This window comes from Flavobacterium degerlachei, from assembly GCF_900106645.1.
GTDB classification, from domain to species: domain Bacteria; phylum Bacteroidota; class Bacteroidia; order Flavobacteriales; family Flavobacteriaceae; genus Flavobacterium; species Flavobacterium degerlachei.
The window spans coordinates 127,096-146,028 of sequence record NZ_FNMV01000011.1 but is presented as its reverse complement, the minus strand read 5'-3'; the positions used below and the strand labels follow the sequence as shown (position 1 = coordinate 146,028).

Here is an 18,933-nt window from a genome sequence, read left to right as displayed (position 1 = left end):
CAATTTATTATGGTTTCTAAAAATCTATTTTGTTAACATTTGTTAAAGCTTGATTTGTTGTGAATTGACTCTTTCTCTTTTTTTTACTCTTCGGTAATTTTATAGTACAATTGTAGCTGTTGATTTAAATGACAGCAGCGTCAGGGATTGTTCAAATGTCAATTAATTAGGCACTTAGGGGCAATCTGTATGGTCAAGGAAAAATAAGTTGGGCACAGTATGAATTTTTCTTCTTTATATGTGAAAGCTGCTAAAGATATTTGAAGTTTAAAATGGTTTTTTGAAATGAAACGTAGTGTCTATTTATCCTTCGGCAACTGGTTTTTTCTTATCTGTTTTATATTCAAAAAAAAATATATCTTATTTCGAAAATAGTTTTGGTGAAGCAAAAAATAATTATATATTTGCAGCCGCTTACGGGGTGTAGCGTAGCTCGGTTATCGCGCCTGCTTTGGGAGCAGGAGGCCGCAGGTTCGAATCCTGCCACCCCGACAAAAAATCCTTTCTGTTTCTACAGAAGGGATTTTTTTATTGGAGAATAACAAAAACTGATTACTGTGTTTCTGTATTCCATTAAATATAACTTATTTTTGTACTGTTTAAAATAATTATAAAATTTTACTATGTCTGATACAATCGAAAAAATTAAATGTCTTATTATAGGTTCTGGACCGGCAGGATATACTGCTGCTATATATGCAGCCAGAGCAAATATGTATCCAGTGTTATACCAAGGAATGCAGCCTGGAGGTCAACTAACAACAACTAACGAAGTGGAAAACTGGCCTGGTAATCCTGAAGGAATAACTGGTCCGGAAATGATGGTGCAATTACAAGCCCAAGCACAACGTTTTGGTACTGATGTACGTGATGGTTGGGCTACTAAAGTTGATTTTTCTGGAGATGTACACAAAGTATGGATCAATGATACTATAGAGCTTCACTGTGAAACTGTTATTATTTCAACCGGTGCATCTGCTAAATATTTAGGTTTGCCTTCAGAACAACATTATTTAAAAATGGGTGGGGGAGTTTCTGCCTGTGCTGTTTGTGACGGATTTTTCTACAGAAACCAAGAAGTAGTAATTGTAGGAGCTGGAGATTCGGCTTGTGAGGAAGCGCACTATTTATCTAAACTTTGTAAAAAAGTAACGATGTTAGTGAGAAGTGAAAAATTCCGTGCTTCAAAAATCATGGAAGAACGTGTTCGTAAAACAGAGAACATTACTATTTTAATGAATCATGATACTGTTGAAGTATTAGGAGATGAGCAAGTGGTTACTGGTGTAAAAGCGTTGAATAAAACGACAAATGAAGCCTTTGTCATCGAAGCAACAGGTTTCTTCGTGGCAATTGGTCATAAACCCAATACAGATATTTTTAAAGACTATATCAGTTTAGATGAAACTGGATATATTATTAATGTTCCTGGAACTTCAAAAACTAATGTAGCTGGTGTTTTTGTAGCTGGTGATGCTGCAGATCATGTATACCGCCAAGCTATTACTGCTGCAGGTACAGGATGTATGGCAGCTTTGGATGCAGAGAGATATTTAGCTTCTAAAGAATAATAATATTTTTCAATTTCCTACTATATAAAAAGTCCCGATTTTTCCAAATCGGGACTTTTTGTTTATTAAGTAAAAATAGGAATAGACTTTTCTATTTCGTTTTTTTAATTAATTTGGCCTCATCTGTAAATTTTCTCATTTCTATTTTTGGATCACCATAAAGTTCAATTTGCGATTTACCTGAGGCAATAATGATGATATTGGTTAGCGCATTGACAGAGCAGTCAGAATCTCCCTCGGCAGTAACTTCGATGTTTTTTACAGTTAAATTATTCGCAGTCAAATTTGAATTACTATCGATTCTGAATAATGCATCTGTGGCAGTTCCTTCTATTTTAGCTTCTGATTTTTGATATAAATCCGTAATTAAATCTGTGGTTGTAATTAAGGCTTTTAATGATGCGTTCTGGCTTAATACAATTTTAGACTTTTCTGATTTAAGATTAAGTTCTACCTTAGATTTGTCATTTGATTCTAAATAAAAATGTTTTGTATTGACATTTAAAAATAATTTAGATGCATCAAAAGACTTAAAAGTAATGGAGTCTAATTGCACTTCTTGAATTGCATTAATTGCCGCGTCATTTCTTGAGGTGACTATATTCAAATCTTTTGTATAGGTAATCTTTACAATTAGCTTTTTAAATCGAATGGCTTCTTTTAAAGTCTGCACGTTTAATTTGTTGTTTTTTATATCAATTGAAACAATATTTTGGAGGTTATCATCTGCCTCAATCTTTATTTCTGGTTTTTCACCCATTTCAAGATATACTTCAATATTATCTTCAATTTCAATGCTGCTAAACGGTCCTATTTCTCTTTTTTCAGTAGTAACATTTTTTGAGCCTTTAATTTTTTCTTTATTCTGAGCAAATATTAAAGTTGTTGTTAAAAAAAGCAGAGCTATTGTAGTATATTTTTTCATTTTTTTTTAAATAATGGTTTTTACAAATATAAAAAAATCATCCGCTTGAAGGGGATGATTTTGGTAATAATTTAGATTATTAGGAAAGCTATTCTCTATCAATACTGGCTCCAGAGCTAGATTTTTTTTCGATTGATTGGGGCGTGTTGTTATAGTCAATAGAACTACCACTAGATGCTTTAGCTTTTAAACTTACTATTGGGTGAACATTTATAGAGGAACCGCTTGATGATTTTGCGGTCACTTCATTTGCTAATAATTCAAATGCGTCGATTGTACTTCCGCTTGATGCAATAGCTTCTAATGTTAGTGCCATACCGCTCATAGATATGGTACTAGCGCTACTAGACTTGCTGGTGATATTATCTGATTTTATTTTTACATTTATATTTGCAGCACTTGAAGCTCTTAAGCTGACGTTTTCGCCCTTTAAAGTATTTACGCTTGTAATTGATGAAGCGCTAGAAGCTTGCAACTCTTCGATAATAGGCATTTTAACTGTTACTTTTTTCGATTTAATATTTATAAAAGAATTGTAATCACAGGCGACTATAAGCACTCCGTTCTCTACTTTTGTAGTAATGCTGTTTTGTAAATTATCATCAGCCTCAACAATAATTTCCTTTTGGTCTGCTTGTTCAATTACCAGATCAATAGCGTTGCTAACTTCAATACTTTTAAAGTCTCCTTCTACAGTTCTTTTTTCAGTGGTAACATGACCGCTGCCTTTTATTGATTTTGAATTAACCGTATAGTTGCAGGATGAAAACAATAGTGCAGTTAATGCTACCAATATGAATTTTGTGATGATTGTGATGATTTTTAGCATGATTATTTAGTTTTGATGATTATGCCGTCTTTGTTTATTTTTAACTCTTTGATATTATTGTTGGTATTTATTATAGTATCATTTGTAATTGAAACGCCATTTTGGTTTATGGTTACTGAGGTATGTTCTTCTTCATCGTTATCAACATCATCATATTCATTTTCATCAGCTGGACAATCCAAACATTTTACGTTGGCATCCATCATTTTGTATAGATATTTATCTGAACTGTAATGTAAGTCAAAAAATTCATCATTAGACCTATCGTAGTGTTGTACACTTGAGTCTACTTTAAATAAAGTTCCTTCAGGCAGGTATAGAGTAATTTCAATTTCTTGATCTCTAAATTTATTTTTCAAGTCAGATACAAGATAGTTATCTAAAATTAATTGATTTCCAATTATTTTATAGTTGTATCTAATTTGTTCTGCTCTTTGTTTTGCTTCTGATAATGATTTTCCTTTGGCCTCTTTTTCAATTTTTATGTATGGTAATTTCTCGTCTGTTTTTTTAATTTCAAAACGCACTTCATTCGAATAAATAACATCAGTATTCGCTGAATCTTGTGTTATTCTGAAATTATTTCTGTCATCTACATTTTTTGCATAATAGTCATTATGAACGAATTTAATATGCAAAGTGTCTGTAGCTTGTAACATAATATTCTCCTTTTTAACAACTCTTCCATCAATAGCAAAGGCTGACGCTTGTTTGATTCCTATAGAGATAGCAAGTGCAACAGCTATGATCCATAGCGCAAGTAAAGTATATTTAGCAATGTTTCCTATAGACTTCATATTTGGAGACAATAATTTGAATCCCAAAATGCTTAGAAAAAAGAAAGGAATACCTACTGCAAAGAACATCAATAAACCAAAAGTCCAAATTGGATAGTCAGTAAAGTTTCCCGCTTCAACAAAATCTTGCCATGGGAAATCAATAAATGTTGATGAACCCAAAGTGAAAACTCCAATAAGTAAAAAGATTAAGGTAGTTAGTCCTGTTATGATTAATATAATCCCTAAAAACTTTGCAAATACCTTAAAAACCGATAGAATAAAATCCCCAAATGTACTTCCTATTTTACCAGCTCCTGATTTTATTTGATTACCATATTTGTCATAATCGGCATTTTTTATTTTATCAGAAACATTTTCAAATTCCTCTCGAACTTTTTTTTCGATGTTCGAAATATTTACTGGTTCCCCAGTCATTTCTAGTTTTTCAGATGTTGTAACTGCTTCCGGCATTACAATCCACAGAATGATATATGCTAAGACTCCTGTTCCAGCTCCCCAAACTAATAAAATTAATATTACTCTGATCCAAACAGCATCAATTCCAAAATAATGTCCAAGACCAGCGGCAACACCGCCTATCATTCCTTTTTCCTTATCTCTATACAGTTTTTTTGATTTTCTAGTCGTATTACTACTATAGCTTTGGTTTGGTTGATTGTCTTCTTCAATGATATAGTCTTCTGGTTGTCCCATTACAGCAATCACTTCGTCTACGTCTTTTAAGCCTACAACATGTTTTTCGCTTTTTTGTTTCTCATTCAATAATTCTGAAACACGCATTTCGATATCTTTTATGATTTCGTCTTGTCCGGATGAGTTAGATAAAGAACGCTTGATGGCGTCAAAGTAACGGGTCAATTTTTGGTATGCATCTTCATCTATATGAAAGAACATTCCGCCTAGGTTTATATTTACAGTTTTGTTCATGACTCTTATTTTTGGTTTGTGATTAGGTTTACGGCATCAGATAATTCGGTCCAAGTGCCATTTAGTTCGTTTAAAAATGTTTGTCCTATTTCAGTAAGGCCATAATATTTTCTTGGCGGTCCTGATGTCGATTCTTCCCAACGGTAGCTGAGTAATCCGTCGTTTTTTAATCGGGTTAGTAGTGGGTAAATAGTACCCTCTACTACGAGTAATTTTGCGTTTTTTAAGGTGTCTAATATTTCCGATGTGTATGCATCTTTTTCTTTTAAAACAGACAAGATGCAAAACTCGAGAACACCTTTACGCATCTGTGCTTTTGTGTTTTCAATGTTCATAATTTCATTTTTGTTTTTGGATTAAACAGTTCATTTTTTGATTGATGATTGATGATGATTTTTATTAGAAGCTATTCCCGCTGTCCGCTGTATTCCCGATTAATAAAAACTACGGCTGAAAAAGCCTTGTTTTTCTAAATCGGGAGATGCCGCTTCCATCAGGGCTAGGATTTTATTTTATAAATGGGATAGTTATAGGATATTTAAATCGTTCTCCGTTTGATGTTTTGATTGCTGCATAAATGATTAAAAAGAATTCGGCTATTTTCAAACATCCAAAAATTACTAATGCCATTGTTCCCACGGTTAATAAGCCAATACCGTTGTCAAAATTAAAGTTATTGATAACGAAATTATCATCACGGATTATCGCGTCAAAAGGAACGTTTCTAAAAATGGTGATAATAAAAATGGGAATTGCTATTGCAATAAGTACTAAAGAATACAATAACAAACTCAGTTGAAAATTAAGGACTTGTTTTCCATTGTGATCTACAAATTCTGATTTGTCTTTTTTTGCCGTCCAAATTAGTATTGGAAAGATATAGTTTCCAAAAGGGAAAAAATATTGCGTTAAAGAGCTTAAGTGTGTAAAAGTGGCGGCATTTTTTTCGGTGATTTTGTCCATTTTTTTTGATTTTGATTGATGATTGAAAAACCGTAACTAATTCCGATTAGCTTACATAGTAATTTCTTATACAAATATATGGCTAAAAGACAGTATCTTGTATCGCATAGTAGTGAAAGTTAACATAATTTTAACAAATATATTTTATATGTACGCATAGTATATTTTTGTATATTAGCAAAAAAACCAATGAATATGAATCTTACAGCATCTAAACTTAATAAATTCCTATTTTTCAAATTGCCTTCTGCATTTCTATGCGGAGTAAGAGTAAAGGAAGTAGGTGAGAATAAATGTGTGGTATCTGTAAAGCACCGCTGGATTAATCAAAATCCATTTAACTCGATGTATTTTGCTGTTCAGGCAATGGCTGCCGAACTGTCGACAGGAGCTTTGGTAATATACCAAATTCAAAAAAGCGGAAAAAAGATTTCGATGTTAGTTGCCAATAATAAATCTTCTTTTACAAAAAAAGCAACGGGAAGAATAACATTTGTTTGTAAAGATGGACATCTAATAGAAAAGGCCATTCAAGAGACCTTGGCAACAGGGGAGGGGCAAACGTTCTGGATGAAATCTATTGGAACAAATGAAAAAGGAGAACAGGTTTCAGAAATGGATTTTGAATGGAGCGTCAGAGCTAAATAAAAAATAAAATCTAGTTTTAGTAAAACTTGGATTTAATAAATAAGCGCCGCTAAATTTAGTGGCGTTTATATTTTTAAAAGTAAATTATGCTTTCTTAGCGCAGCACTTTTTTTCTTCAGTTGCCACTATTTTTGCATCACATTTTTTGCCTTCAGCTTTGCATTTTGCCTTACATTTAGCTACCGCATCAGCAGTCATTGCTTTGTGGTCATCAGCTTTTGCAGAACAACAAGATTCTTTTTTAGCTTCCTTTTTAACGACTTTTTTTCCGTCTTGTGCAGTAGCATTTATTGTAAAGAGGCCAATTGCTATTAATGTAATTATCTTTTTCATCATTTTTTGTTTTAAATTATTATCAAATATAAATAAAAATCATTTGTGTTTTTCTTAAATGAATGTTACTTTTTACTTGCGTATTTTGAATATATACCAAGGTGTAACAAGAGCTGCTTTTTTTTGCTTACGGAATGATTATTTTTTTGCTAAAGTTCCCGTTAGTCGCTTTGAGCTTCACGATATATACTCCTGATGAGACATTTTTTATTGGAATTTGGATGTTAGTTTGTTTACGTTCTTTAACATCCCAATTAGATATTGCTTGGCCCAATATGTTAAATAAGTATATCTCATTTACAGTTCCGTTGATAAAGTTGTTTTCAATGTTTAGAATTTTTTCTTTAGTAGTATAATACACCAAGATACTTTCTGGTAAATTGAAATCCTCCACATCAAGTGTTTTATTGGCAAAACGTATAGAGAAGCGGTTATCGTATCTTCCAGCAGCAAGTGAAATTGGGAAAACATTATTTCTTATGTCATGATAAATTCCATTAACGTTGTCATATAAATAAATTTCGAGATCATTAGGTATGTTTTCTAACGCATCAATTTTTATAGTGGCGTCACCTGCTTTAGTGGCGTTAATGCCAAAAGGAATTATTTGGTCAGCGTTGAAATTGGGAACTGCCTGAATAATAAACTGACGATCACTAAACTGCCAGTACATATCATTGTCATTCGTGTCAAGCATTTGAGCGTCATATCCAATATCAAATTGATTCGTAGCGTTAGCGTCTGCTCCAACTAGTATTTGTCGGTGTGCACCCGCAGTGGAGTTGAATCCCAGCCTTATTTTTAATCTTGTGTCTTTTTTGGCGATACTTGATTTGTCGGTCGCTTTTAGTTTCATAAAGAGCGAACTTGCAGCTGCTTCTCGTTCAAATGTCCTTTGACTATTTTTAAAGCTGATATCTCCGCCATCAACTGTCGCAGTTGTTCCTTTTATTCCAGGGTCTAAAGATGCAGTAACAAAGAAACCTTGGCCCACAGCGATATAACGTTCAGGTGCTTTAAGTCCTTGCGCAAGGTTATTTGATGTTAATGGACTATTATTAATTCCTGCAACACCCCCCATTAGTGTGTAGGTGGAATAACCTCCTTCATATTGTGCTAAATTATGATTATTTGAAGTTCCAAAATGGTCCCAAAACAAAAGCACTCCATTAATTACGTTGTGACCTGCTCTTCCTTCCAAATTATCTTTTATAAATTCATCAGCATCTAGAGCTGATGGATAGGGATTTCCCAGCAGATAGGTTTGCCCTATTGGAATATATCGAGTGATAGTTCCGGAGTTTGGTTTTCCTATAAATGTATAATTCTGTGTTGCTAAAATAGAAGCAGGTCCGCCTGTTCCTTTCATGGTAAATCCTTCTCCGACCTGTAATGAAATACTATTTCCAATATAATTCCAGAGGTAGTAATTTTGCAAAGCCGTATTGGAACCCGGGGTCGGCGAATTATAAGAATATAGCCATCGTTTACTTATTTTTATAGGGGCAGTTACCGGTCCGTCTGCGAAATATGCTCCGTCGCCGAAATTTATTGCTTTAGGAGTCGCGGAAGCTGTACCGTCCCTTAAAACTTCTGTAATTGAGTATGCTGCGTTATTTGCCCGATTTTGTTTAGTAACTGGTGAAGACCAGTAATTGTAATTGAAACTGCTCTTTTTGCCTTGTTGATCGCGCTTAATATAACCCGAACTACTTTCATCTAATATGCTCTCACTAGGCTGAGTCAGGGTGTATCTTTTTTCAACAAGTTGAGATTCTCCAACCAAATCGATTGCCCCGTTTAATTTTAAGTAATGTGTAACCCATAAACCTTGACCATTGTTTTTTTCGTCTAAAGCTTGATTGGGGTCAGCTATTGTTAATTTTTTATCGGAATCTATTATCAAACCCAATAAAGTAATGTCTTTATTTCCAGATTTTACATTGTGGGATAACTTTACAATATTCCAATCTATGGGGTCTCCATTTACACCTAAGCTATTTGGATAATTCCATACGGGATAATTTGTCCAAGTTTCGTCTGTACTCCAGTCTTGGTCATCTGCTCTTGTTGTATAAGGGAGCGGAGCCGTTTGTTCTTGAGGTTGTGTCATTTTAAGTAATCTTCCGGAAACAAAGCCTGTCCCATTTAATTTTCCTCCAAGAACATCAGAGGTTCCTTGATTCATTTTATAATAACCGGCCAAATTAGTCCAAGTTAAACCTGAAATTGGTAAAGGAATAACAGCCCCGTCTACATTATTACCATTTTTGATAATCTCCTGATTCATCATTTGGCGAATTTGTTCATTGGTTAAACTAATATTCCAAATTCTTAATTCGTCTAATGAACCATTAAAATAATTTACGGCTTTGTTACCTGATTTATTCACTGCCCCAACTAGAAAATTGTAATTATTTGCAATTGGAACCGCTCCGTTTTTAGAATCCATTTCGATTCCGTCAAAATAAAGCTTGTACGTAGCTCCGTCAAATGTTACGGCAATATGATACCATCGGTCGCTGTTGATTCCGTTATGGGTTAGCACTTTAGAATTATTGGAATAAAATGATATGGAGTTGTTTTCTAATCTTAAGTCATACCCAGTACTCACGTCAGTTATATCTTTCTTTGAAAGTATTGTTTTAGTAAATCCATTAAGAGCATTTGGTTTTGCCCAAATTTCAAAGCTAAAAGTATTGGTTAAATTAAAATTATTGCCAAAATCTATATTGTCGTCTACCCCATCAAAATAGATATTAAGACAATTCGCAATTGTGAAAGTTACAGTATCTACAGAAGGAGGACACGGAGAAAGGTTTGTTATTGTCCAAGATAAAGTATAAGTCTCACCACTTTCTCCCGTAAAACTAGAAGTTGGACTGCTTGCGTTAGAAAAACTATATGATCCAGCTGCTTGGCCTGAAGTTACCGTCCATTGGCCAATAGCGCCGTTTGCGGCTAGTGTTACAGTGGTATCGGCACAATTTGAAGTTGTGTTAACTATACCTGCATAAGCAGCAAAATTTGGGGTAATAATAAGATCTACTGTGTCAGAAACTACTTGACATGGCCCCGTGCTATCAGGGTCATTAGAAGTATAAGTAAGGGTGACTTTTCCTAAATCGCCTGTGCCAAGAGTGTAAATAGCATTTGGTAAATTATTACTAAAACTTCCTGAACCTCCGCTCCAGGTTCCAGAAGTTGCACTTCCTCCAAGTGTTGCTGCCATAGTAACATTCGTTACGGTAGAACAAACTGGAATATCTGTCCCTGCATTTACAGTTGCTGTGGGATTAATTTTAATTGTTCCTGTTGCGGTTAGCGCACCACATGATCCAGTTGTTTTGATGGTATAAAGATATGTGCCTGGAGAAGCAGTTGGTATACCTGTAAATAGAAGAGTAATTCCGTTAAAAGATGAAGTTATACCGGAAGGTAGTCCAGTAACATTAGGAGCACTAATCCCGCTACCTACAGAATAGGTAATATCTGTAATCGAATTGTCTTGACAGACAGTTTGAGAGTCTGTTCCAGTTGCCGAAGTGAGTGTTAAAAATGGCGATAATGTACCGAAAGAGATGTCATCTAATCCAAAATCATTACCAGAGAGCGCACTTTGTAAATCCCTAATGTTAACATCAGCAGTGGTATTTGTTCCAGATGTCCAAGTACCATAAAAGCGGGTCCAATTATCTGTAGAGGAATTACTTTGACCATGATTCGCTAAAACAGCAGTAGTTCCTACTAGAGTTCCATTAACTTGAAATCGCAATTGAGCATTATTTCCTGCACTATTTAAACTCATCGCATAGGCTGAAAAATAATAAGTGGTGTTTGGTTGAACTGTTACTGTTTCTTTCCATACTACTAATGTGGTTCCATGACCATTCACTGCCATAAAATTTCTATCTCCAACTGTATTATCGGTGTGGTCTTCTCCCCAGAAATTATTATGTACATTTTGACCATTTGTTGTAATGGAATAACCATTTTTACCTGTGTCATTTACTAATTCAGTATTACCCGGGCCATCTAGTTTATAATTATAGTCAGATGTAAAGCCAGTATTTCCATCTGTAAAGCTTCCATTTGTAACTAGTTCTTGAGCAACTTCTAAAGAGGCAACATAAGTACAACCTTCAGGTGTGGTTCCAACGATTTCAACATATTGTGCAGTATCTACAGTTATGCTTGGGCCTGTTTCTCCTGTACTCCACACTAAATTTCCGATAGGACTGGAAGAGTTCGCGTATAATCTCACTTGATTTGGACCATAGCAATAATCGGCTGTTATTTCTAATTTAGGGTCTGGATAGACATTTACGGTGACATTTTTTGTTTCTATACAACCATCAGTATTTGCTACAGTTACAGTATATTCTGTAGTAACTGTAGGGTAGACAGGTATCGTTTTGTTGCTTACAGATGGTACGCTCGCATTGGCTGGAAGTCCAGCCGTAGCAGTTGGAGATCCAACCCATGAATATAAATAACTTGCTCCCGATTTAATTCCTTGTATTTGAAAATTATCGATTCTAACATTATTTTTCCCTTTTCCTGAAATGTCCAAAGTGATTTCTAGACTATTAGGATTAGCTGCTCCCGCAGGTAATGTAAATGTCCCTACATACCATCTATTGTTGCTAGTTAAGGATACAGAACCGATAATTGCAGAAGCAGCTCCATTTTTCTTATAGGAGACCTTGACTGTTTTTGTATTTTTAGTATCTTCTCTTTGAGCTTGAAAGTATATTTTAAATGAAGTGTAGTTTGGTAAATCAGTACCACCAAGAGTGAATACCCAGGATCGACCTGGCCTATCAGCAATTAGATATTTTCCAGCTGTATTATTTGCTGTAAATGCAGTTCCTGTAGTAATGACTCCAGTATTACTAGTGCCAAAACTTATATCAGTACTTGAAATGGCACTCGTAATGCCTGCTACGGCATTTGAGACTAAGGCTCCGTAGGAACTTCCAGTATTGAAATCATAATTTACAATAGTTGTTGCTGGACTTGATGCTCCTTGGACTAAAACATCTAAAGTACTTTGTTCTCCACTGCAAACCGTGGGTGGAGTTGCACTAGCTGATAAGATTACAGGAATTGCTTTTACTGATACTGAAGTTGTTGTGCGACTACAGCCTGAAATACCATCTGTAAATGTAAAAGTTGCATTTCCTACAGCAACTCCACTTATAACACCAGCATTATTAACAGTAGCTACAGAAGTATTGCTACTAGTCCAAGTTCCTCCTGCTGTAGGAGAAAGAACTTTTGTTTCATTAACACAAATTTGTGTTGGAGAACTTACAATGGGTAGAGCATAAATAGTAACTGGAATCGTTGTATTACTACAAGTTGTTGAGGTTTTGGTGTATCTAAAAGTCGTTGTACCAGGTGCAACTGCTGTGATAACTCCGCCATTACTAACCGTGGCGATTGATGTATTGTTGCTGACCCAAGTTCCACCAGTTGTAGGTGATAGAGAACCTGTAGAGCCCATACATATTTTTGAAGGGGCACTAACAATTGGTAAATCATTAACTACAGCTGTAAATGTATTACTGGTAACATAGGTGGAACATGGGCCAGATCTTAATTCGACATATATTGTTTCTCCATTTGACAAAGTAGTATTAGAGTATGTAGCGCTATCAGTTCCAACTGGAGTTCCGTTTTTGTACCATTGGTAATGCGGGTTAATTCCAGCATTAGTAGTAGAAGTAGTGAATGTAATATTCGTTCCTACGCATATAGCGGTATTAGGTGAAGCAGAGATACTAATAGTTGCATTTGCTGCAGGATTTGTAATTGTCACTGTTGCTATGCAGCTAGCTTTATTACCACTGTTATCTGTAACTGTTAGTGTTACCGAATTGTTGCCTAGGTTTCCACAATTGAATAGTAATTTTGAAGCTACTACAGAAGAGATTCCGCAGTTATCAGAAGAATTATTATTAATTTGATCTACAGTAATTGAAGCGTTACCGGTATTATCTAAAACAATAGAAATGTTTTTGCAACGTGCAATTGGAAGAATGTTATCTGTTACGGTTACCAATTGAGTAGCTGTTTTTGTATTTCCACTTCCATCAGTTGCTGTCCACGTCACAGTGGTGTTACCTATTGGAAAAGCAGTCGGGGCATCATTGGTCACAGAAGCAACGGAGCAATTGTCTCCAGTTGTTGGAGTTCCAAGTACTACAGCAGTGGCTGTACAAGCTGTGTTAGTTGTTGCGCTTATGTTTGTGGGAGCAGAAATAGTTGGTAGAATATTGTCAATTACCGTTACAGTATAGGAACAGTTAGCAAAATTACCTGCCGCATCTTCAACTCTATAATTTACAGTTGTCAGACCTAAATTAAATACTTTAGTTCCTACATTATTGATACCAGTTGCTGCAGAAGCACCAGTGGTTGCCCCGGTAAGAGTCCAAATTAATTTAGTTACGCTACAATTATCTGCCGTTGTAGGACTTATTGTAGCTACCGAAGCAGTACAAGTACCAGTCCCAACATTAGCTGTTAAATTACTTGAGCAAGAAATAGTTGGTACAATATTATCCGCAACGTTTACAGTATAGGAACAAATAGCAAAATTACCCGCCGCATCTTCAACTCTATAATTTACAGTTGTCAGACCTAAATTAAATATTTGAGTTCCTACATTATTGATACCAGTTGCTGCAGAAGCACCAGTGGTTGCTCCAGTAAGTGTCCAAGTTAATTTGGTTACGCTACAATTATCTGCCGTTGTAGGACTTATTGTCGTTACCGAAGCGGTACAAGTACCAGTACCAACATTCGGATTTAAATTACTTGGGCAGGAGATAGTTGGTGTAATATTGTCAAGTACCGTTACAGTATAGGAACAGGTAGCAAAATTACCTGCCGCATCTTCAACTCTATAACTTACAGTTGTCAGACCTAAATTAAATATTTGAGTTCCTAAATTGTTAATACCAGTTAAGGCCGAAGCACCAGTGGTTGCTCCGGTAAGAGTCCAAATTAATTTAGTTACGCTACAATTATCTGCCGTTGTAGGACTTATTGTAGCTACCGAAGCATTACAAGTACCAGTCCCAACATTAGCTGTTAAATTACTTGAGCAAGAAATAGTTGGTACAATATTATCCGCAACGTTTACAGTATAGGAACAAATAGCAAAATTACCCGCCGCATCTTCAACTCTATAATTTACAGTTGTCAGACCTAAATTAAATATTTGAGTTCCTACATTATTGATACCAGTTGCTGCAGAAGCACCAGTGGTTGCTCCAGTAAGTGTCCAAGTTAATTTGGTTACGCTACAATTATCTGCCGTTGTAGGACTTATTGTCGTTACCGAAGCGGTACAAGTACCAGTACCAACATTCGGATTTAAATTACTTGGGCAGGAGATAGTTGGTGTAATATTGTCAAGTACCGTTACAGTATAGGAACAGGTAGCAAAATTACCTGCCGCATCTTCAACTCTATAACTTACAGTTGTCAGACCTAAATTAAATATTTGAGTTCCTAAATTGTTAATACCAGTTAAGGCCGAAGCACCAGTGGTTGCTCCGGTAAGAGTCCAAATTAATTTAGTTACGCTACAATTATCTGCCGTTGTAGGACTTATTGTAGCTACCGAAGCGTTACAAGTACCAGCAGCAACATTAGCTGTTAAATTACTTGAGCAAGAAATAGTTGGTACAATATTATCCGCAACGTTTACAGTATAGGAACAGGTAGCAAAATTACCTGCCGCATCTTCAACTCTATAACTTACAGTTGTCAGACCTAAATTAAAGACTTTAGTTCCTACATTATTGATACCAGTTGCTGCAGAAGCGCCAGTGGTCGCTCCCGTAAGTGTCCAAGTTAATTTAGTTACGGTGCAATTATCTGCCGTTGTAGGACTTAATGTAGCTACCGAAGCAGTACAAGTTCCAGTCCCGACATTCGGATTTAAATTACTTGGGCAGGAAATAGTTGGTATAATATTGTCAAGTACCGTTACAGTATAGGAACAGGTAGCAAAATTACCTGCCGCATCTTCAACTCTATAATTTACAGTTGTCAGACCTAAATTAAAGACTTTAGTTCCTACATTATTGATACCAGTTGCTGCAGAAGCACCAGTGGTTGCTCCGGTAAGTGTCCAAGTTAATTTGGTTACGCTACAATTATCTGCCGTTGTAGGACTTATTATCGTTACCGAAGCGATACAAGTACCAGCAGCAACATTAGCTGTTAAATTACTTGGGCAAGCTATGATCGGTTTTGTTACATCTTTCAAAGTAATAGTAAAAGTAGTAGTTTCTGTATTACCATTTCCATCATTAGCCGTAATGGTGATAAGTTGGGCTGTGTTATGTCCGCTAATTACAGTTCCAGCAATAGGAGATTGTGTTTTAACAATACTTTCCACAGCAATACAATTATCAGCAGCAGTAGTCAAACTTGTATAATCCGGAATGCTAAAGCTGCAAGAAGCCCCTATATTTTCATCTTTTTCAGCAATAGGAGTAAGAGTTGGTTTAGTAATATCATCAAGAATTACGTTTTGGTTTACTGTTGTTGAATTTCCGTTACCATCGGCAAAAGTCCAGTTTACAACAGTAGTTCCTTGGGTAGTAATTGGAAATGCTGTTAAAGTAGTTCCTGTAATTGTTCCCGCACAAATATCAGTAGTAGTAGGAGCAGTTGGTGTTCCCGAGCATTCTCCAACGTTTACATCAGCTAGTGTTGGAGTAACAGGAGGTGTTGCATCTTTCAAAGTAATTGTGAAAGTTGTAGATTCTGTATTTCCATTGCCATCATTAGCTGTTATGGTAATAAGTTGGGTAGTATTGTGACCACTAATCACAGTTCCAGCAATAGGTGATTGAGTTTTAACGATACTTCCTACGGCAGTACAATTGTCAGCAGCAGTAGTTAAACTGGTATAATTAGGAATGCTAAAGCTACAAGAAGCCCCCACATTTTCGTTTCTATTCGGAATTGCAGTAAGCGTTGGTTTGGTTGTATCATCAATAATTACATTTTGATTGGCCGAAGTTGAATTTCCATTTCCATCATTAAAATTCCAAGTTATAACGGTAGTCCCTTGGGTAGTGATTGGAAAAGAAGTTGTTGTAGTACCCGTGATAGTTCCTGCGCAAATATCAGTAGTTGTTGGAGTATTAGGCGTTCCTGTGCATTGTCCCACGTTCACATCTGCTAAAGTTGGAGTTACAGGAGGCGTTGCATCCTTCAAAGTAATGGTGAAAGTTGTAGTCTCTGTGTTACTATTTCCATCATTAGCTGTAATGGTAATGATTTGCGCCGTGTTGTGACCACTAATCACAGTTCCTGCAATCGGCACTTGAGTTTTAACGATACTTCCCACAGCAGTACAATTGTCAGCAGCAGTAGTTAAACTAGTATAATTAGGAATGCTAAAGCTACAAGAAGCCCCCACATTTTCGTTTCTATTCGCAATTGCAGTAAGCGTTGGATTAGTTGTATCATCGACAATTACATTTTGATTGGCCGAAGTTGAATTTCCATTTCCATCATTAAAATTCCAAGTTATAACGGTAGTCCCTTGGGTAGTGATTGGAAAAGAAGTTGTTGTAGTACCCGTGATAGTTCCTGCGCAAATATCAGTAGTTGTTGGAGTATTAGGCGTTCCTGTGCATTGTCCCACGTTCACATCTGCTAAAGTTGGAGTTACAGGAGGCGTTGCATCCTTCAAAGTAATGGTGAAAGTTGTAGTCTCTGTGTTACCATTTCCATCATTAGCTGTAATGGTAATGATTTGCGCCGTGTTGTGACCACTACTCACAGTTCCTGCAATCGGCACTTGAGTTTTAACTATACTTCCCACAGCAGTACAATTGTCAGCAGCAGTAGTTAAACTAGTATAATCAGGAATGCTAAAGCTACAAGAAGCCCCCACATTTTCGTCTCTATTTGCAATTGCAGTAAGCGTTGGTTTGGTTGTGTCTGTAACAGTTATGGTTTGAACATACGAACTCACATTAGAATTGGCATCGGTAGCAGTCCAAGTTCTGGTGATTGTTTTATTGTTTCCAGTTCCATTAACAACGCCATCAGAAGATGCAATGGTAGGAGTGGCGCAATTATCGGTAGCAGTAGCTGGGCCATTGGTGTCAGCAGGCAAAGTACTTGCGGAACATTCTATGGTAAGACTCGCTGGAGATAAAGTGAATACTGGTATAGTTGTGTCTGTAACAGTTATGGTTTGAACATAGGAACTCACATTGGAATTGGCATCGGTAGCAGTCCAAGTTCTAGTGATTGTTTTATTGTTTCCAGTTCCATTAACAACGACATCAGAAGATGCAATTGTAGGAGTGGCGCAATTATCGGTAGCAGTAGCTGGTCCATTGGTGTCAGCAGGCAATGTACTTGCGGAACATTCTATGGTAAGACTCGCTGGAGATAAAGAGAATACTGGTTTAGTTGTGTCTGTAACAGTTATGGTTTGAACATACGAACTCACATTAGAATTGTCATCGGTAGCAGTCCAAGTTCTGGTGATTGTTTTATTGTTTCCAGTTCCATTAACAACGACATCAGAAGATGCGATGGTAGGAGTGGCGCAATTATCGGTAGCAGTAGCTGGTCCATTGGTGTCAGCAGGCAAAGTACTTGCGGAACATTCTATGGTAAGACTCGCTGGAGATAACGTGAATACTGGTTCAATATCATCAACAGTAATAGTTACAGGAGTTGTATACCCAGAATAACAGCTCACTCCATTTTGTGTTGAAATAGTTCTTCTTTGATAATTAGTTGTTTTTGTTAAAGTTGGGGGAGAGTAATATTCTGTATAAACACTAGGGATTGTTGTAAAACTACCACTTGCATCAGTTTGCCACTCGTAAGATATTGTTCCACTTGCGGTACCGTCGGATACGGAAGAAAGTGTTCCCGGAGCGCTGTTATAGCAAATGTTTTGTGAGGTACCTATGGCGCCTTCAGTTATTAAATCCTGTACAGTAACTGTTTTTGTTTCGGTGTTTGAATAGTTTCCATCGCTAACAGTAAATGAAATCGAATATTCTCCTGCAATTGAGGGAGTAAAAGATGTTGAAATTGAAGTGTTGTTGGAGATAGTAACATCATTATAATTAAAGTCCTTTACTGACCAAAGATAGTTTACGGTACCAGTTGTTGAACCTTCCTCTCTTCCATCTAGTTGTATGTCAATTCCATTACAAATGGTTGAAGAATAGTCTATTGGAGTTGTGATGTTTGCGTTGAGTATTCCAGAACCGGCACCTACTTCTCCAAATGTTGATACGTTTCCAGCTACTCCACTGCATACTGCAATGAGTTCATTATCGATATATATTTTAGTGTTATTGGAGCATGCTCCTGAAATATCGCCTCCAGAATCTATTTTAATTACAGCATTCTGTGGTAAATATAACTCTGTCTTTTGATTACTAAAATTAAAGACACCAGTAGAGGAGATATTTAAAAGCTTTGTATCAATACTTATTTGCTTTGGATTTGTTCCACCTTGTAAATCTAGAATTCCATTGATAGTTAAATCCCCCATAGACGCCGTAGAAAGATTGGATGAAATTGTTATTTCATCCCCTATTAATATAGTAACAGAATAAGTTCCTGGGTTTTCTCCTGGGTATGATAAAGCTGTCGTCCACAAATTTGTTGCAATATCATAAGTTTCCCAAGAAGTATTGGAACTCCAACCGGAAGTAATGCTGTTGTTTGAACGAAAATCGCCTGTATTTTGTCCGTAGCTGTATAGAAAACTTATAAATAGTAAGAGTATAAAAAAGTATTTTTTTTCCATAAAAGTGTCACTTTTGAATTAAAAAAAAACCAGTATTTTCTTGAATTTATCATAGAAAATCTATGATAAATTCATCGTTATAATGATCTTTTATTGAAGATATATTATTTCCGTTA

The 18,933-nt window shown here is 36.0% G+C and carries 9 protein-coding genes and 1 tRNA gene; 3 read left to right on the top strand and 7 right to left on the bottom strand.

The genetic code is table 11. The annotated features are described in order from the left end of the window. Positions 1–417: 417 nt before the first annotated feature. Both BLV91_RS12255 and trxB read left to right on the top strand, forming a co-directional pair. A tRNA-Pro gene (locus BLV91_RS12255) sits at positions 418–492 on the top strand. 131 nt (positions 493–623) lie between these two features. Further along, positions 624–1,571 (top strand): thioredoxin-disulfide reductase, encoded by a 948-nt coding sequence (gene trxB / locus BLV91_RS12250; protein WP_091433697.1) that lies wholly within the window; start codon positions 624–626, stop codon positions 1,569–1,571. 91 nt (positions 1,572–1,662) lie between these two features. Here the strand turns inward: trxB and BLV91_RS12245 are convergent, their stop codons facing one another. From BLV91_RS12245 to BLV91_RS12225, 5 genes are all read right to left on the bottom strand, one after another. After that, positions 1,663–2,496, bottom strand: coding sequence for a GIN domain-containing protein (locus tag BLV91_RS12245; protein ID WP_091433694.1), 834 nt, complete (start codon positions 2,494–2,496; stop codon positions 1,663–1,665). 88 nt (positions 2,497–2,584) lie between these two features. Continuing rightward, positions 2,585–3,325, bottom strand: a complete 741-nt coding sequence (locus BLV91_RS12240) for a head GIN domain-containing protein (protein ID WP_091433692.1) — start codon at positions 3,323–3,325, stop codon at positions 2,585–2,587. Positions 3,326–3,327: 2 nt separating this feature from the next. Then, positions 3,328–5,052: a PspC domain-containing protein gene (locus BLV91_RS12235; RefSeq protein WP_091433689.1), complete on the bottom strand. Its 1,725-nt coding sequence runs from the start codon at positions 5,050–5,052 to the stop codon at positions 3,328–3,330. A gap of 5 nt (positions 5,053–5,057) precedes the next feature. After that, on the bottom strand, positions 5,058–5,387 hold the full coding sequence (locus BLV91_RS12230) for a PadR family transcriptional regulator (protein WP_007136354.1): 330 nt from the start codon (positions 5,385–5,387) through the stop codon (positions 5,058–5,060). A 172-nt stretch (positions 5,388–5,559) separates the two neighbouring features. Then, the gene (locus tag BLV91_RS12225; RefSeq protein ID WP_091433686.1) at positions 5,560–6,015 is read right to left on the bottom strand and encodes a DUF4870 domain-containing protein; all 456 of its coding nucleotides are present in this window, start codon (positions 6,013–6,015) and stop codon (positions 5,560–5,562) included. A 195-nt stretch (positions 6,016–6,210) separates the two neighbouring features. Between BLV91_RS12225 and BLV91_RS12220 the strand changes: the two genes are divergently transcribed. Next, positions 6,211–6,663, top strand: coding sequence for a DUF4442 domain-containing protein (locus BLV91_RS12220; protein ID WP_091433749.1), 453 nt, complete (start codon positions 6,211–6,213; stop codon positions 6,661–6,663). Between the two features lie 84 nt (positions 6,664–6,747). Here the strand turns inward: BLV91_RS12220 and BLV91_RS12215 are convergent, their stop codons facing one another. Together BLV91_RS12215 and BLV91_RS12210 are read right to left on the bottom strand one after the other, a co-directional pair. Continuing rightward, a complete protein-coding gene (locus BLV91_RS12215) occupies positions 6,748–6,996 on the bottom strand; it encodes a hypothetical protein (RefSeq protein WP_091433746.1) in 249 nt (82 codons plus the stop codon). 127 nt (positions 6,997–7,123) lie between these two features. Then, complete coding sequence (locus BLV91_RS12210) at positions 7,124–18,817, bottom strand: HYR domain-containing protein (protein ID WP_091433682.1); 11,694 nt, start codon at positions 18,815–18,817, stop codon at positions 7,124–7,126. Between the last annotated feature and the right edge of the window lie 116 nt (positions 18,818–18,933).

Bases quoted from the DNA above. Each gene is read 5' to 3' on its own strand.
- trxB (WP_091433697.1), top strand. From the start codon at position 624: ATGTCTGATACAATCGAAAAAATTAAATGTCTTATTATAGGTTCTGGA.
- BLV91_RS12245 (WP_091433694.1), bottom strand. From the start codon at position 2,496: ATGAAAAAATATACTACAATAGCTCTGCTTTTTTTAACAACAACTTTA.
- BLV91_RS12240 (WP_091433692.1), bottom strand. From the start codon at position 3,325: ATGCTAAAAATCATCACAATCATCACAAAATTCATATTGGTAGCATTA.
- BLV91_RS12235 (WP_091433689.1), bottom strand. From the start codon at position 5,052: ATGAACAAAACTGTAAATATAAACCTAGGCGGAATGTTCTTTCATATA.
- BLV91_RS12230 (WP_007136354.1), bottom strand. From the start codon at position 5,387: ATGAACATTGAAAACACAAAAGCACAGATGCGTAAAGGTGTTCTCGAG.
- BLV91_RS12225 (WP_091433686.1), bottom strand. From the start codon at position 6,015: ATGGACAAAATCACCGAAAAAAATGCCGCCACTTTTACACACTTAAGC.
- BLV91_RS12220 (WP_091433749.1), top strand. From the start codon at position 6,211: ATGAATCTTACAGCATCTAAACTTAATAAATTCCTATTTTTCAAATTG.
- BLV91_RS12215 (WP_091433746.1), bottom strand. From the start codon at position 6,996: ATGAAAAAGATAATTACATTAATAGCAATTGGCCTCTTTACAATAAAT.
- BLV91_RS12210 (WP_091433682.1), bottom strand. From the start codon at position 18,817: ATGGAAAAAAAATACTTTTTTATACTCTTACTATTTATAAGTTTTCTA.